This is a genomic window from Calditrichia bacterium (assembly GCA_020634975.1).
Taxonomy (GTDB): domain Bacteria; phylum Calditrichota; class Calditrichia; order RBG-13-44-9; family J075; genus JACKAQ01.
This window is the reverse complement of record JACKAQ010000002.1, coordinates 585,608-602,687: the sequence shown is the minus strand read 5'-3', so window position 1 is coordinate 602,687 and position 17,080 is coordinate 585,608. Positions and strand designations below refer to the sequence as shown.

At 46.4% G+C, this 17,080-nt stretch carries 14 protein-coding genes; 9 read left to right on the top strand and 5 right to left on the bottom strand.

The window, feature by feature from the left end; translation table 11 throughout:
- Positions 1 to 42 precede the first annotated feature (42 nt).
- Entirely contained in the window at positions 43 to 1,338 is a 1,296-nt protein-coding gene (locus H6629_16885; GenBank protein MCB9069468.1) for a PQQ-like beta-propeller repeat protein, read from the top strand.
- A 60-nt stretch (positions 1,339 to 1,398) separates the two neighbouring features.
- Here the strand turns inward: H6629_16885 and H6629_16880 are convergent, their stop codons facing one another.
- Complete coding sequence (locus H6629_16880; GenBank protein ID MCB9069467.1) at positions 1,399 to 2,004, bottom strand: superoxide dismutase; 606 nt, start codon at positions 2,002 to 2,004, stop codon at positions 1,399 to 1,401.
- 425 nt (positions 2,005 to 2,429) lie between these two features.
- Between H6629_16880 and rlmD the strand changes: the two genes are divergently transcribed.
- Genes rlmD through H6629_16850 form a run of 6 tightly spaced genes read left to right on the top strand, consistent with a single transcriptional unit; the run spans position 2,430 to position 8,562 of the window.
- A complete protein-coding gene (rlmD, locus tag H6629_16875; GenBank protein ID MCB9069466.1) occupies positions 2,430 to 3,824 on the top strand; it encodes a 23S rRNA (uracil(1939)-C(5))-methyltransferase RlmD in 1,395 nt (464 codons plus the stop codon).
- Positions 3,821 to 4,369: an RNA methyltransferase gene (locus H6629_16870; protein ID MCB9069465.1), complete on the top strand. Its 549-nt coding sequence runs from the start codon at positions 3,821 to 3,823 to the stop codon at positions 4,367 to 4,369. The genes rlmD and H6629_16870 overlap by 4 nt, the downstream gene beginning before the upstream one ends.
- Positions 4,366 to 6,084, top strand: coding sequence for a hypothetical protein (locus H6629_16865; GenBank protein ID MCB9069464.1), 1,719 nt, complete (start codon positions 4,366 to 4,368; stop codon positions 6,082 to 6,084). The genes H6629_16870 and H6629_16865 overlap by 4 nt, the downstream gene beginning before the upstream one ends.
- A complete protein-coding gene (locus tag H6629_16860; GenBank protein ID MCB9069463.1) occupies positions 6,077 to 7,204 on the top strand; it encodes a DUF4388 domain-containing protein in 1,128 nt (375 codons plus the stop codon). Before H6629_16865 ends, H6629_16860 begins: the two co-directional genes overlap by 8 nt.
- Complete coding sequence (locus H6629_16855) at positions 7,201 to 7,698, top strand: hypothetical protein (protein MCB9069462.1); 498 nt, start codon at positions 7,201 to 7,203, stop codon at positions 7,696 to 7,698. Before H6629_16860 ends, H6629_16855 begins: the two co-directional genes overlap by 4 nt.
- A gap of 12 nt (positions 7,699 to 7,710) precedes the next feature.
- Positions 7,711 to 8,562: an ROK family protein gene (locus H6629_16850; GenBank protein MCB9069461.1), complete on the top strand. Its 852-nt coding sequence runs from the start codon at positions 7,711 to 7,713 to the stop codon at positions 8,560 to 8,562.
- A 55-nt stretch (positions 8,563 to 8,617) separates the two neighbouring features.
- On the opposite strand, the gene H6629_16845 is transcribed toward H6629_16850, so the two are convergent.
- Together H6629_16845 and H6629_16840 are read right to left on the bottom strand one after the other, a co-directional pair.
- On the bottom strand, positions 8,618 to 9,955 hold the full coding sequence (locus H6629_16845; GenBank protein ID MCB9069460.1) for a 4Fe-4S binding protein: 1,338 nt from the start codon (positions 9,953 to 9,955) through the stop codon (positions 8,618 to 8,620).
- A 32-nt stretch (positions 9,956 to 9,987) separates the two neighbouring features.
- Positions 9,988 to 11,331, bottom strand: coding sequence for an NAD(P)/FAD-dependent oxidoreductase (locus H6629_16840; protein ID MCB9069459.1), 1,344 nt, complete (start codon positions 11,329 to 11,331; stop codon positions 9,988 to 9,990).
- Between the two features lie 229 nt (positions 11,332 to 11,560).
- Here H6629_16840 and H6629_16835 point away from each other — a divergent pair, with 229 nt between their 5' ends.
- Both H6629_16835 and H6629_16830 read left to right on the top strand, forming a co-directional pair.
- Complete coding sequence (locus tag H6629_16835) at positions 11,561 to 12,187, top strand: deoxynucleoside kinase (GenBank protein MCB9069458.1); 627 nt, start codon at positions 11,561 to 11,563, stop codon at positions 12,185 to 12,187.
- On the top strand, positions 12,150 to 13,523 hold the full coding sequence (locus H6629_16830; protein MCB9069457.1) for a glycosyltransferase: 1,374 nt from the start codon (positions 12,150 to 12,152) through the stop codon (positions 13,521 to 13,523). Before H6629_16835 ends, H6629_16830 begins: the two co-directional genes overlap by 38 nt.
- On the opposite strand, the gene H6629_16825 is transcribed toward H6629_16830, so the two are convergent.
- Together H6629_16825 and H6629_16820 are read right to left on the bottom strand one after the other, a co-directional pair.
- Positions 13,520 to 16,294, bottom strand: a complete 2,775-nt coding sequence (locus tag H6629_16825) for a hypothetical protein (GenBank protein ID MCB9069456.1) — start codon at positions 16,292 to 16,294, stop codon at positions 13,520 to 13,522. The two genes, H6629_16830 and H6629_16825, sit on opposite strands and share 4 nt — an antisense overlap.
- A gap of 101 nt (positions 16,295 to 16,395) precedes the next feature.
- Complete coding sequence (locus H6629_16820; GenBank protein ID MCB9069455.1) at positions 16,396 to 17,076, bottom strand: ribulose-phosphate 3-epimerase; 681 nt, start codon at positions 17,074 to 17,076, stop codon at positions 16,396 to 16,398.
- Positions 17,077 to 17,080 lie beyond the last annotated feature (4 nt).

Below are 17,080 nucleotides of genomic sequence, written 5' to 3'. Positions count from 1 at the left end.
TAAAATGTCTCAGCAATGTCAAACAAATGATTGGTGAAGACAATGTCAAAATCATCATATTCCAATACTATTTTTTGTTGGTCTGCAACGCTTTTGCTGTGCTGTTTTTTCGCTGTTCCGGCTGCGGCAGAAAATTGGCCGCAGTGGCGCGGATCGCAAATGAACGGCATCGGTTCTGCCGAAAATGCACCGATAAAATGGGACCGTGAAACCAATGTTATTTGGCGATTTGCGTTACCCGGTCCGGCACCGTCAACGCCGGTAATTTGGGGGGAGCGTATTTTTTTAACATCCGAATCCGGCGGTAACAGCTTGCTGATGGCTATCCGCACAGATGGCAAAAAGTTGTGGCAACGGGTGATCGGGCAAAATAATCGCGATATCCGGCAGGGCGAAAGCAACGCCACCGCGCCATCGCCGGTAACGGATGGTAAACATGTGTGGGCATTTTTGGGCACCGGCGAACTGGTTTGTTTCTCGCTCGATGGCGAACTGGTTTGGGAAACAAATCTGGAAAACCGTTATGGCGAATTCAATACCTATTGGGGATTTGCGACTTCGCCATTGCTGGATGGCGACCGGTTGTATTTGCAACTCCTCCACGAAAATGCCCAACTGGTGCTCGCACTGGACAAATCAACCGGTGACGAAATCTGGAAACAAAACCGGGCTACGGACGCACGATCGGAATGTTTGCATTCTTATGCGTCACCGGTGATGTACCGGCACAACGGGCTGACGCAATTGATTACACACGGCGCAGATTATGTAGTTGCCCACAACCCCGATTCCGGGGAAGAATTGTGGCGATGCGGTGGTTTGCAGCAATCCGGCAGTTATAATCCCAATTTGCGATTTGTGGCGACGCCGGTAACTGCGGCAGGATTAAGAGTCGTGCCGTCCGGAAAAAACGGTCCGGTTTTGGGATTGAATCCGCACGGAGCCGTAGGAAATATTACCGGAGCAGAAAAATTCTATCACTGGAAATTGCCGCAAAACACTTCGGATGTCCCTTCCCCGCTGGTGTTTGACGGTCTGGTTTATATTTGCCGGGAAAACGGTATTTTAATTTGTCTCGACGCAACCACCGGTGAGGAAATTTATCAGGAAAGTGTTTACCGGAATCGCCATCGCGGATCGCCGGTAATCGCCGATGGGCGCATCTATTTGAGCGCGTACGATGGCACGGTTAGTGTGATAAAAGCTGGACGGGAATATCAATTATTAGCCCAAAATAAAATGGACGAGCGACTCTCTGCATCGCCGGTTTTTGGAAACAATATACTTTTTTTGCGAACCAGCGAAGCGCTTTATGCGATTTCCGAAATGTCAGAATAAAAAAATGCCCGGCAAATCCTGCCGAGCATTGTATGCTACAACATATTAATTCTATGTGATTTAGCCGTTGAAACGTTTGGCTACTTCATCCCAATTTACCACATTCCAGAATGCGCTGATGTAGTCCGGACGACGATTTTGATAATTCAGATAATAAGCATGTTCCCAAACATCCAGTCCCAATAACGGATACTGTCCGTCGGAAATCGGGTTGTCCTGATTTGCAGTAGACGTAACTGCCAGCGAGCCGTCGCTGTTTTTCACCAACCAGGCCCAACCGGAACCGAAACGCGTTGCACCGGCTTTCGCAAATTGATCTTTGAAATTGTCGAAACTGCCGAATGCTTTATCGATAGCCGCAGCCAAAGCACCGGACGGTTTTCCACCGCCGTTTGGCGACATGCACGGCCAAAAAATAGAGTGATTATAATGACCGCCGCCGTTGTTTCGCACGGCATTGCGGATGCTGTCCGGCACGTTTTTCAAATTTTTGAGCAATTCTTCGATGCTCATTTGCTGCAAGTTGGTGTGTCCTTCCAATGCCGCATTCAGGTTATTTACATAACCAGCATGGTGTTTACCGTGGTGAATTTGCATGGTTTTTTCGTCGATATGGGGTTCCAAAGCATTGTGGTCATATGGTAATGAGGGCAATTGATGAGCCATGGTACGTCTCCTTTTTAATTTTTGGGGGTTTCTGTTCAAATCATCAATTATCAAACTTAGGCTTTTGAGCGTTCAGTTGTCAAGCAAAATTAAATATCGCCCAATTCGCTCAATTCTGACTGATGTATTTAAAAGATTCTATTTGAATCGAAAAGTTACAAAATATGCATTAAATACCACATATTTCTAATGTTTATGCCTTTTTTTACGTTTTAATTTGGTTAAGTTTTTTTTACAGGTTATTTTCATAACTTGTGTATCGAGCTGATATTTGAATTTGTCAGTGTATAACGGATGTTATGCGCAACCCAAAATTTTCAACAAAATTCATTTTTTTGGAAATTTACTCGCCCATCACAACGATAACTATTGTGTAGGTGTAATTTACAGCAACTAAAATGATATTAAATACGAAATAACAGGGAATGGCACAAAAATTAAAAAAACGCCAGGAAGTTGAACTTTCAATTGAAAAGGTAGCATTTGGCGGTCAGGGTATTGCATATCTTGATGATTTTGTTGTATTTGTAGAAAATACTTTGCCCGGTGATGTGGTAACTGCCCGGGTCCGGAAAGCCCGGAAAAATTATGCTGAAGCATATCCGGTAACCATGCAAACGCCTTCCCCGCTTCGGCAGGATGCGCCGTGCTCGCACTTCGGGCATTGCGGCGGATGTAAATGGCAAAATCTGGAATATCAGCAACAACTGCAATTTAAACAGCAACACGTTTCGGAATCGCTGAAACACATCGGACAAGTTGAGCCGGAACGGATTCACGCGACATTGCCGGCGCCGAACATTTTCGGATATCGCAACAAAATGGAATTCTCGTTTTCCGATAACCGCTGGCTCACGCCGGAAGAGTTGCAAGACCCGGAAATCAAAAAAGATTTTGCGCTGGGATTGCATGTGCCCCGCTTTTTCGACCGGATTCTGGATATCGAAAAATGCTGGCTGCAAAGTGATCTCGCCAACAAAATACTGTCGTTTTCGAAAGCCTTTTTCAAGAACAGCGCGATCCCGGTTTACAATTTATTTTCCCGGGAAGGGCAGTTGCGCCATCTGGTGATTCGCCAATCGTTCACCCACAACCAACTGCTGGTTAATGTGGTCAGTTTTTCACCGCTGACGGATGCGCTGAGATTATATTCGGAAAAACTGGTTGCGGAAATTCCGCAGGTCAGCGGCGTTGTAAATACGGTAAACAACACACCCGCGCAAGTTGCGTCGGGCAGCGAACGGCATATTTTATTCGGATCACCGATTTTGAAAGAGAAACTCGGTGATTTTGAGTTTGAAATTTCCCCCGATTCGTTTTTTCAGACGAATACGGTGCAGGCTGAAAATCTGTATGAAATCACAAAGAAATATGCCGAAATAAATAACGATATTGTGTGGGATTTGTATTGCGGCACCGGCAGCATTTCCATTTTTGTCGCGAAAAATGCAAAAAAAGTGATCGGATTTGAAATCGTTGAAAATGCGATAAAAGATGCATACCGGAACGCCGGATTGAACAACGTGACAAATTGCGAATTTGTCGCCGGGGATCTCCGCTTCCAGTTGGAAAAATTTGCAGTTGAGCCGCCGGATGTGCTGATTTGCGATCCGCCGCGCGCCGGCATGCACAAAGATGTTCTGGCAACCATCAGGAATATCGCCCCAAAACGGATTGTTTATGTATCCTGCAATCCGGCAACGATGGCGCGGGATCTTGCGCAACTGATTGATCTTTATGAAATTACGGATGTTCAACCAGTGGACATGTTTCCGCACACGTATCACATCGAAAGCGTCGCGAAACTGGTGAAACGATGAAAAAACTGACGCTCGAGGAAATCAGCGAACAGCGGTTAACACCGGATTCACTGCAAACAGCGGAGCGTGTGCCCGTTTATGCATTGCTCGATAACATTCGCAGCTTGTATAATGTTGGCTCGATGTTCCGGACGGCGGATGCGGCGCGCATCGAAAAAATGTTACTTTGTGGCATTACCGGCTATCCGCCGCGAAAAGAGTTGGATAAAACAGCGTTAGGCGCCACCGATACCGTGCCCTGGGAATATCACCCGGACGCAATTTCTGTGGTTGAGCAGCTCAAAGCTCAGCAAATTCCCATTGTTGTGCTGGAACATACGACCAAAAGCGCGCCGCACTGGTCTTTCAATTTTCCGTTCCCCTGCTGTCTGGTTGTCGGACATGAAGTTTGGGGAATTCAGCAGGAAATTTTGGAGAAAGCGGATTACGCTATCGAAATTCCGATGTTTGGTGCAAAGCATTCACTAAACGCAAGCGTGGCGTTTGCAATTGCCGCATATGATGCATTGGCGAAGTTTAAGCAAATTAAAGGATATCCTTTATGAACCACAAAATTATTATCGCCGAAGAACTGTTCCAGATTGCGGAGCAGATTGAAGATAAACTGAAAGAAGCGGATTACCGAACGAGTATCTGCTCGAGCATCGGCGAATTAACCGCTGCGCTGGAAAATCATACGGTGGATTTGCTGATTGCGAGCGCGGATTTTCTCAATTCAAATCCGCAACACCTGCATTTGCTCAAACAGCAACCATCAATTGTGTACGCGCCGGATCTGGATATCAACGAACATCCGAAATATTACAAAGCAGGCGCCCGTCGGGTAATTTCCGCGTTTTCGGATTTGCCGGAACAGGTTGCGGTAACGGCAAAAATGCTGCTTTACAGCCGACATCACCTCCGGGAAATTCGCCGCACCAATCTGACACATGGCGACATGAAAGCGCTTTCCTTAACCGAATTATTGCAAAACGCCATGCTGGAAGAAAAAAATCTGGTTGTTAAAATCCATCACGCCAATTGGGATGCCCGGATACGCATCACCAACGGACACGTTACGGATGCCCAAACCTCAAATCTCACCGGTGAAAATGCGCTGCTGAAAGCGTTGCAATATGCCGAAGGCTCGTTCATTATTCGCGGATTCAAAGAAGCGAATGTCGAACCGGAAATGGGCGCTTCGACGTTGGCTCTGTTGGCCGAAAAACATTATGAACAGCAGGTTTTTCACGATTTTTTGAACGCTCTCGGACAATCGTCATCGAATCCGGTCGTCCGGGTTGAGCATAATTCCAGCGTGCTGTCGCTGAGCCGGGCGCAATTGAAACTGCTCGATCTGGTTGAAATTCACGGAAATCTGAAAGATGTGCTTCGCTATAGCCAACAGCCGTTTTTGGCAACGTTGCGAATATTGCAGGAATACGCGCAAAAACGAATCATCACTTTTGGTGAAATTGCCGAACCGGCAATTCAGCGAACAGTCGATTCTCCTGTGACTTCGGCAAAAGAAAAAGCACCGGTTAAATCAGAAATTCCCAAAAAAGTAGAGAAAGCACCACCGGCAAAACAGAAACCTGCGGTTAAAACACCTTTAAAAGAACCCGTTGCGACACCCGAACCGGAAACTCTACAACAGCAAAAAACCTCTGCAGAAAAAGTGCAAGAAAACGGTGTTCACGAAAAAGCAGGTGCGCCGCCCAAAAAATCAGTTATCGATGTAAGTCAAACGGAACTTCCACCGGGAACGCTGCTGGTTCTCGCCAATGAAGGACGTTCAAAATTCATCAACACCATTGCGAATCTGTATAACGCTCCCGTGAAATCCAGTTCGGAAATTGACGTTACCCAAATAAAGCTGAGCGACACAACCCGTTTTGCAGGGTTGGGCGTTTCCATTCAGGAGGCGTTTATTCCGACGCTGGAAAAGGTTGCCAACCAGCTTATCGGCGGAATTTTGCTGCTGGATGCCCAAAAACCGTCGGAATGGGAATATGGAAATTACATTTTTTCGCAGATCGCAAATTTGTATAAACGACCATATATTGTAGCTTTGACCAACCTGAAACCCGATTCCATCAAAGCAATCGAGGCGCTCCAAAAAACATTGGTTCTGCCCGCCGGTGCAACGTTCCGTACGCTGCAAACCCATTCGCAGGAAGATGTTCAGGCGGTGTTGAACTATTTTGCTGAACGCGCCGGCATGGATCCGGACGATCTGATCGATGACGATTTCACCACGGAGGAATCCCGCAATGTTTGATGCGCTAATTTATCTGACCGATCCGGCGTACGAACCGGATATCCAGCAAATTTTTGAAAATGAAAAATGCAAAGTGATAATAATTGATGATCTGGATAATCTTGTTTCTGCATGCGAACAGGAATTCATCGATATTGCGATGGTTTGGCCGTCGCAATATGAGCGAGTTGCAGATGTGCAAACGTTGCTGAACAACAGCAATTTCGCCTATATTCCGGTTGTTGCGGTCACAACTTCGCCTGAAGAGACCCGGAAAATTCAAAAATTACCCGTCGCAGATGTGTTGCAAACGCCGTTGCTTTCGGACATTTTTTTTCAACGATTGCGGAATGTATTGGAAGATGTGAGCATTTTTACATCTGAAACGGATGGTTTAAACTGGGAAGGCAGCATCGAAGAATATAACCTGTTAGACCTCATCCCGATGATCGAAAAAAACAGTCGCGACGCAGAACTGCAACTGCATTACAAAACGTTCAACGGTACGGTCAGTTTTTTTGAAGGCAATGTCATTGATGCCGAATTTCACCATTTGAAAGGAATGCCGGCGCTGGAAAAATTGGCATTGTTAGCCAGCGGTCATTTTCGGACAACTATTTCCAGACGCACGGATTTGAGCGATCACATCGGACTAAACAATCAGTCGATTACGCTCCAGTTGCTTGAACAGCAGTTCTCGGTTGAAGAATTGAGCGCGGAACTGCCCGGATACACAGAAAATATCAGGACAAATCCATTTGTCACTTTCGAAAACGCATCCCCTATCCATAAAAAAATCATTGATTTATGTCAGGAGCCAAAATCTGTTTTGGATGTCCTGCTACTGCTCGAAGAGAACGTTGTCGAAACGTTGAAAGCTGTCAAAGAATTGTTTCAATTATCAAAACTGGATTACCAGTTTACTGTTGAAAGAGCCATCCGCGATGAGGAAGAACGAAGCGGACTCGACCGTTTTTTTTCCATTTTCAAGAAAAAAGATCAGCCGGAAATTATCGATTACAGCCGTTACCAAAAAACAGAACCGGAGGAAAAAACCCCGGAGTTGAATATTCCGCTGCCAGTTTTGAGCGCCGCTACACAGCAGAAATTGCAGGATAAATTGAAAGGGTTGAGCCAATGAACTTTATCGAAACAGCAATGATTTCTGTATCACCGGAAATCAGCAAATCGCTTTTGGATAACTTGTTTGAAAAAAACGGTGAGGTGCTGGGTGTTCCGGTTTATCGATTCGAAATTGATGCCGACACAGTGGCGATGGTTTACGATTTGGTGAACGCACCCAATTTGCCCGAAGAATTATTACACCACCTCCTCCCCCATTTGCACAGTGTTTTGATCGCAACTGACGCCGGCAAGAATAATTTATCCGTTGCCCACCGCGAAAAAATGGATCGGCTGTGCCACAAATTCGCTGGAATTCCGACAACCGTAGCAGTATTAACAGAGCCGGAGCGCATTAAAAAATTGACAATACCAGTGTTGAACGGATTGTTTCTGGCTGAAAACAGCCGGATTTTTCTCTGGCATCCCGATTTTCCGGCACTAAAGCAACATCTCTGGGAATCTTTATGGCTGGAAAAAGCAACCGGTCAAACAGAAGATACAACAAGCTAACCTATTGTTTTTATGCGATATATCGGTCTGGACATTGGCGGCACCAAAATATTGGCTGCCGCAGCAAAAGCAGATGGGACCATCATTCGCACCATTCGCCACGAGACGCCGCAGGATTTACTAACCGGATTAAATCTCCTCAAATCATTCGTTACTGAACTCGCTGAAAATCAACCGATTACGGCAATTGGTGCAGCCACCGGCGGTCAACTGGACTGGCGAACCGGAGTGGTTTCGCCGCTGCATCAACCGCAATGGCGCAATGTGCCGCTCAAACAAATAATGGAAAATGAGTTCAATTGCCCATTTTGGCTCGATGTGGATACCAACGTCGCCGCACTCGGTGAATATGCGCAGTTGCCACAACCGCCGGAGCGATTGGTTTATTTGACGATCAGCACCGGTTGCGGCGGTTCGATGGTTGTCAATGGGAAATTGAATCGTGGGTGGAATGGCGCACATCCGGAAATCGGGCACATGTCAGTCGCATATCGCTGCCGTTTTCCGGAAAAAATCTCCTGTGCATGCGGCACGCCGGATTGTTTGGAAGCACTGATTTCCGGGCGCGGAATTGAGCGAATTTATGGCAAACCCGCCGCAACATTAGACGATGCGGAATGGGCAGAAGTCGCATTTAATTTGGGGCAGGGATTGCGAAATATCACTACGCTTTACGCGCCCGAATTAATCATCCTCGGTGGCGGCGTTGCCGTTGGCGGCGGCGAAAAACTGCTGCGTCCGGCGATTTCGCAAATGCGCGAACGGCTAAAACTGGTACCGGAACCGGAGGTTCGGCTAAGCGAAAACGGGCAGTTTTCTGCGCTGAACGGCGCAATTCACATCGCACGTTTCGGGCTGGCTTAAAACGATGCTGGACAATTGATAAAGTGAGTATTCCATAGCCAAATTTTTCCTTTCACTACTGAATCAACTGATCATCCAACACCAAATTATATCGATCACCAGGTTTGCTGTTTTCCAGTTTCAGCACGCCGCGTGGACAAACGGCTGCGCAAACACCACAACCCACGCAAGATGCCCTGATAATATTTTGCTCCCGCTGCGCATACCACCGAACGTCGATACCCATTTCGCAATAGGTGGAGCAGTTTCCGCAGGAAATACATTGCGATCCGTTGGTTGTGATCCTGAAACGCGAGAATTTTTTCTGAATGATGCCCAAAACAGCAGCCATCGGGCAACCGAAACGACACCACACCCGACTGCCCATCACCGGATAAAACCCGACACCGATTACACCGGAGAAAACCGCACCAATCAAAAATCCATAAGTGCTGGAAAAACTGTTGGATAGCGATCCGAGCATTTGCCCGTTTGTTGCGGAGTTGATCCACAGAGCTGCGGTAGTGATGGTAATAAAAACCAGCACGCTGTGAATCATCCAGCGTTCAACTTTCCAGGCGGTGAGCGATTTGTCCGAAAGTTGCCGGTACGGATCGCCAAGGGTTTCCGCCAATCCGCCGCAGCCGCAAACCCACGAACAATACCATCGTTTGCCGTAAAAATAAGTGAGCACCGGCGTTGCGATAAAAGACATGATTGCGCCCCAAAACACCATAAAAACGCCCAATCCGCCGGGCTGAGACATCAGCCAATTTACATCATTCGGGAACAGATAGCTGTATTTTAACGGCCAGAAATAGGTAAAATAAAATTCAGGCTGGTTCAACAACCGCAAAAAATTCGGTAACAAAAAGGCAAATCCCAGTTGGAAAAACATCACTGAAAGGGTGCGGATTATCTGGTAACGATTGTGCCGGTATTTGAACACGATCATCCGCAAGCCCATCACCAAAACTGCCAGCGTGTAAAATAATCCGTATAAAAACCATTGATTTGCCGCACTTCCGGTGAGCAACATGCTCAATGGATCTGCCAGCCTTATCCAATGTTCCAGCGTTCCCGGAAACCAGTATAGTAGCACATAAAATCCCGTAAAGAGCACGCCAGTCATCCACGCTACAGCCCCGCGAGATGTCATACTCTTGAACCAGATGTGATTGTTTTTGATGCCCGGCAGCAACCGTTTTTTGGGGTAGATATACATTACACCGCCAACAGTTGTCAACCCGATGCTCAGCCCAAAAAACAACAGTGGCTGGTTAGCACCGACACCGCCAAAACTGACCAGTAAAACGAGCAATCCGATGGAAAACAGGGCCAAACCCAGTTTTTGCAAGCCGGTCATTTCATTTTCATGCGAATGATTTTCAGATATCATTGAAACAGATGCCATTTTCTGTGATCCTTGTTTTCAGAAATTTCAGATTAAAATAATTTCGCGACCAATGCTGCGAGCACACCCGATTTGTTCGACTGCGGCGTTCTCGGCGGGAATTGCCGGTAGAAAGCCGATCGGATTTCCGGCTCATATTTTGTGTAGAATTCCGGATCAAAATTAGCCGATTTCAAATTTTCGATAGCAAATTCCGCGGTCCGGTTTTCGCGTATCCAGTTTTCCCAAATGCTGTGTCGCGAGCGAATCCCGAAAAAGTTGACACCGACAATACTGCGATCCGTTTCGCGAAACACCATTCTGAAACAGGTGCGGTTTTCGGGCGATTCCCAATAAAAATTGATTTCGCCATCGCGGGGTTTGTTGTTTACAAAACCGTAAGTTTGATATTCGATATCAATAAATTTAGCAGAGTTAAACCAGATACCGCGTTCATATTTTGTTCGCTCACCGCATATGGTTTTGGAGAGTGCCAGTCCGTGCATTTTGCCGGTGTACCACAATTGTTCAACGCGATTTCGCCCCTCCCCTTCAACAACAATTTCTGCACAATCGCCACAGGCGTAAACGTTGGGAATATTGGTTTCCAGATAATCATTTACCAAAACGCCGCGCCCGGTGGCGATTTTTGTTTGTTTCACCATGTCGATATTCGGGCTGACGCCGGGTGTCAATCCGACTATTTGGCAGGGAATTTCTTCGCCGGTTTCTGCAATAACAACGCTGCGAACCCGTCCGTCCGGTCCAGCCAAAATTTCTTTCAGGCTAACATTTAATCGCAAATCCAGTCCGTGCTCGATGATGTGCCTACCGACCAGCTCCGATTCTTCTTTGGGCAAAATATTGCTCCAATAACGCTCTTCACGTACCAAAAAGGTGACGGAAATCCCCCGGCTGACCAGCATTTCCGCCAATTCGATGCCGATCAAACCACCGCCAACAATGACTGCGCGTTTGGCGTTTTCACTGTTTTTTTCCAATAATTCCACATCTTGAATGGAATACAATCCCTGAACGCCCGGCAAATCCTGTCCCGGCCAACCGAATTTATTGCTTTTGGAACCGGTGGAAATCACCAGTTTGTCGTATTCAATGGCATCGCCATTTTCCAATGTCACGATCCGCCTATCCGTATCAATGCCGGTCACAAATCCGCGGATTAAATCGATGCGATTTTTCTCCCAAAACCAGTCTTCATAGGGTTTGGTATGTTCATATTTCATGTGCCCCATGTAGATATACATTAACGCGGTGCGTGAAAAAAAATGATCCGTTTCCGCAGAAATAATCGTGATTCGCATATCGCTGCGTTTGCGAACGTGCCGCGCTGTCGTAACGCCGGAAATGCCGTTACCGATAATTACCAGATGCTCCATTCTCACCTCTTTAAAATTTTGTTGGACAAAATACCAACCAACGTTCACAAAAATATCACGAATCGTTGTATAAATTTCAACAATTGAAACGGCGATTGCCGCAGTGCTACTTTTCAGAAAACGCGTTGCTTTATTGCCCGCTTTTTAGTATGATGGTTGGGCAATTTACAAAATTGAAACGAATTATCATCTAATTATCTGAACGCATCTTAAAGGAAATCAAACACCGATGAGCAGTAAAAAACCTTATTTAATTGGAATTGCAGGAAACATTGGCGTTGGCAAAACAACTGTCACCACCAAAATGGCAGAAAAACTTGGCTGGCAACCGTATTTTGAAAGCGTGATTGACAACCCTTATCTTGATGATTTTTATAAAGATATGAAACGTTGGGGATTCAATTTGCAAATCTATTTTCTGGCCCACCGTTTCAAAAGCCAAAAAGAAATAATGGAAGCCGGTCAGCACGCAATTCAGGATCGAACCATTTACGAGGATGTGGAAATTTTTGCACGATCGCTTTATGAGCAGGGCAATATCAACGACCGGGATTATTCAACGTATCGCGATTTATTTTACAACATGGTGCCCTATTTGCCGAAACCGGATGTGATTATTTATCTGCGTGCCTCGGTGGATACGCTGATGCACCGCATTTCATTGCGCGGTCGCGATTTCGAACAAAGCATCCCGCGCGATTACATCACCTATCTCAATCATGCTTACGAACGTTGGATGAATGAGGCGAAAAAGGAATTTTCCGTTTTGGAAATCAACGCAGACGAAACCGATTATGTGAACGGAGACAACGATCTCGATGCACTCATCGAACAGATCCGCCGTTACTGCCCGTAAACCGCACGTTGTTTTTGTCAGCTATTATTTTCCACCGATGGGCGGTGGCGGCGTGCAGCGAACCCTCAAATTTTTGAAATTTTCTGATCCGTTGCGGGTAAAATTATCCGTTGTGACGGTGAAACCCAGTTATTTTTATGCGGATGATCCGACGCTTGCCGCTGATTTACCGGCAAATGTACAGGTTATTAGAAGCGGCTCGCTGGACCCGTTCCGGTTGATATATTTGTTTCGCACTCTTCTCCCCAAAAAAACACCCGACACCACAAAAAAGAATCGCGAAAGCGGTGGAAAAATCCGCGAAATTGTCAGTAAAATTTTTGTGCCGGATTCCCGGTTGCTGTGGCTACCGTTTGCTTTGTCGGCAATCCGGCGACTTCACCGGCAACAGCCGGTTGATGCAATTATTGCAACGCTGCCGCCGTTCACCGCTGGTTTAGTAGGTATTTTCGCCGGAAAATTTTCGCAAATTCCGGTGGTTCTCGACTACCGGGACGGCTGGTCGAAGAACCCATATTTGCCCAAAACCGGAGCACTTCAACGATGGTTAAATGGGAAATTAGAGCAATTTTGTTTGAACAACGCAGCAGGTGTTATTTTTGTAAACCCAGAACTGGAAAGGGATTACGTCGACAGATTTTCGCAATTTGAGCAAACTCCTCACCTCACTATTCGCAACGGTTACGATCCGCAGGATTTTGAACATTTGCCCCAGAGTGAAACGTCATCTCAGCAGAAACAGCCGATGGAAATCGGCGTGATGGGCACCATTTATTCACAGGGCAATTGCCCGGAAACATTGCTGAAAGCTATCTCGGAATTGAAACAACAGGATGAAAAATTGCCTGAAAAGCTGCAATTGACGTTTTTGGGGAAATGGACAGCCGAATTTGAACTGCAGGTTTCGGAAATGGGGTTGGATGATATCGTTCGCTGGGAAAAGTATCGCCCGCATCGAGAGGCGTTGCTGCGAGCCGCCCAATTTGATGCGTTAGCACTGGCGGTTGATTCGCGGATTCCCGGGAGCCGACAATTAACACCCGGCAGAATTTACGAATACCTGGCGTTGCGCCGCCCGATTTTGGCAATGTGTCCGGTTGAGGGCGATCTTGCACATCTCGTCAAAAGTGCCAAAGCCGGTGAAATTATTGAATTTACAGACGTTGCAACGATCAAAAATTGCATCTCCGATTGGCTGGAAAACCACCCACAACACAATGGACAATATCTGTTTCAACATGTGGGAAATTACAGCAGAGCAAGCCTTACAAAGCAGTTGTGGGCATTTCTGGCTGATAAAATCGGACTGTTCGTTAACAAAAACGCTGCCGGTTAACGGTTCGCCTGGTATTTCAACAGACTCTCATATTCGCGGGATTCTTCCATTTGCTTTCGCATAATTTCATCGCCGACATTGTTCAATAACTGCTGAAATACGATGTAAGCTTGCTCAAAATAATGCGCTGCGCTGCTTTCGTCGCGCTCACTCCTGAAAATATTGCCCAATTCCCGCAATATTTGCAATTCTACAGCCGGTTGCCGATAGCGTTTCTGAATTTCCAGCGCCATAATTAAGTGCTGTTTTGCTTTTGAGAAATCACCATTCATCGCATAAATTCTACCCAATAAAACCCTCGCCAAATTTTCGAATTTGATGATACCGTCAGCCTGTTTCAACCATTTGTGAACCTGTTTTTCTGCGGATACCAATTCGCCGGTTTTTATCAGATATAAGGTCTTGTAATAATTATAGTTTAGCTTGTCCAGCAAGCTGCTATCGCGATGGATAATTTCACCCGCTTTTTCGAGATATCGTCCGGCAGTTTCCAAATGCTGTTGTTGCATATTGTAAGACGACAAAAATAGCAACGCCGAAAAAATAAGCTCGTCATCCCGCTGTTCTTCCGCCCAGCGCAACGTTTCAATCAGGTGATCGTAACCGCGAATGTAGCTGTGAGTAAGCAAATAAATGTGTCCGAGATGAATTTTGATCAAATATCCCTGACGTGTGAGTTGCTGCGCTTTGCAAAAGCTGAGGGCGTCCTGCAAATAATCTATCGCAGCACCAAATTTGTTCAACTCTTTTTCGATGATTCCCAAATTGGTGAACACCTGCGCTTCGATGCGTTTGGAAGGCGTCAGCAACGGCACGGATGTCAACCGCAGCAACTGGCTGCGCGAGAGATACCATTTTCCGTAAAACCCATAAATTTCTGACAGATACAGCCGAAGTTGAGCGATCATTTTGGGTGTCAAAGTGAGGTAATTCCGGCGCAACAACCGGATTGCCAACGGCAGCGCTTCGTCGTAATGTTGTTGCCGGATCAATTGGCGAATGACCTCCAACTGCAGCGATGTTACCGAAGGCGAACGCTCTGGCAATGCCGCACAAACATCCTGCAACAATTGCAAATAGGACTCACCCGCATCCAGCGATTGATAGCGCTCTTTCAAAATTTGATAGAGCTGCAAAATTATTTTTTCGTCGCGGGTTTCCGCCAGCAGTGCGCGGGCGCTGTCATAGCTTTTCAGCGCATATTCGGGACGACCAAAATTTTGTTCCAGTTCGCCATTAAGCACATGCGAAAATGCGTGAACGTAAACCGGAACATCTTTCCGGTATTTCAAATCCTTTATTAAATAATGTGCTTCCGAATGTAAATCCATTTGAAACAACGCGTTAGCCATTTGCAAACTTGCCTGCATCCAGGCATCTTTTTGGTCATTCTTCAGCCGGTCGCGCAACTCCCGAAACGATTCGAACGCATTTTCAAACAATCCGAGTTGCATTTGGAGTTCGCCCATATCGTGCAAAATTGCGGTAAGCGGCACCCGGGTTTTGGGAAATTGCGTCACATTTCGCCGCAAAAACGCGTAGCGATCCAACGCCCGCATAGTTTCGCCATTATCCGCGAGTGCTTTGGCTTCTCGCAGCGACATTTTGATGGCCGTTTCGAAATCTCCGGTTTCCGAGAATAATCCGGATAATTCCAGCGGATGCGCCAGTTCACGCCGGGCGAGGCTGCGGGACAGGAAACTCATGATGGGTTGCAGCAGATAAATCGGAACATTTTTTTGCAAAAATTCACGCCACGGTTCCCATCCGACCACAACATATTTTTCGCCGCAATGTTCCGTTTCAAAAACGATCCTGCTTTGCAGCCACATTTTATGCGCCCGTTTTCCGGCACCGGCAACCCGCAACAAACTGAACCAGACATCTTGTGGCAGTGGGTCTTTCAAGTGACTTAAAAATCCGAGGCAGGCTTGCTCGTCGGTTGAAAATTGGCTGAGTAAATGCTGAAAAATATCGATGAAATCTGAACTCACGCGGGTTCGCTGCAGCTGCTGGTTATCGATGCGAAATTTTTTTGTTCCGCGTTGCAATAACGGGCGGTAATACGCTTCCAGCATCAGACAAATTTTGTGCAAATTTCCGGATGATTTCACAAAAAGATGGTTTGTGATAAGCCGTGTACTCATCGCATCAGTGTTCAATTGTGTAGCGATGAGCCGTTCTGCCTCCCGGACGGAACGTTGATTTAACGGGATTTGCACCACCTGGGCATCGCTCGAATTTTGCTCCAGCGGCACATCTCCGGTGGAAATAATCAGCAATGGCAATTGTTGTAAACGCTCAATAAACCGATAGTTATCTGCGCTGATCCGATTCTTTTTTTCGAACAGTTGGTTGAGCACGATAACGCCACGTTTATCGCGGCAGAGGTAGCTTAAAAAATCGTGCAAAAAATGATTTTCCCAAAGTTCTTGTGTCGTTTGCGATACGGCGCTATCGACCAGATGTGCCAACGATGCCCCTAATCGGGATGGAAATTGGGTAAGGTAGGATTGAAATTCCGGCGCAAATTCTTGGGTGATATGCCGGACTGTTTCGATAAATTGTTCTCGGGAATTCAGCGAAAAAAAGTTAAAATCAAAATGCCAAAGTGGTCTGAATTGTTTGAGCGGATGCTGCAACGCCTGTTGAACTAAAAATTGTTTTCCGGAACCGGAACGCCCGTAAATATGCACAATTAGCGCAGATTCGCCTGTCCAGCCTGACAAACCGTTTTGCAACTGTTCGAATTCACTCAAAAACAAACTCATGATCCGTGCCTCCCTGTAGCGCAAATCCATCAACCTACATCCGAACGATCGTTAATAATTATTATAATGCGGGTGAGAACCTCAAAAAGCAAGAAAAAACTTCAGATTTTTTTGCTAACTGCCTGATTTTTAGCGGCGTTGCGTAAATTTTGGATGGCATTAATTCGGTCAGTATTCCCGAAAATTGCGCTCCCTGCAACCAGCATTTCTGCACCAGCTGAGATGGCTCCGGCGATCGTTTTCGTGTCAATTCCGCCATCAATTTCCAGCAAATAGCGATAGCGAAATTCTTCGCGCCAGCGATACAGCACCTGCAATTTTTCCAGCGATGACGGAATAAATGATTGTCCGCCAAAACCGGGATTTACGCTCATCACCAAAACCAGATCAACCGAATCGAGAATCCATCGCAGCGTTTCCGGCGATGTTGCCGGGTTGATTGCCACACCGGCTTTCGCCCCGTGATCGCGAATCAACGCCAACGTGCGATGCAGGTGCACGCAAGCTTCCTGATGAACCGTGATAATTTCCGCACCGGCAGCCGCAAATTGCGGAATGTACTGATCTGGATTTTCGATCATCAGGTGCACATCCAGTTTGAAACGAGTGTTTTTTTTGAGGGAAGCGACTACATTCGGGCCAAAAGTGATGTTGGGAACAAAATGCCCGTCCATTACATCAACGTGCAGATATTCGATTTCGGGGATATCCACCGTTTGGGATTCTGCAATAAATTTTCCGTGATCCGCAGCCAAAATAGATGGCAAAATGTGAATCGGCATATAA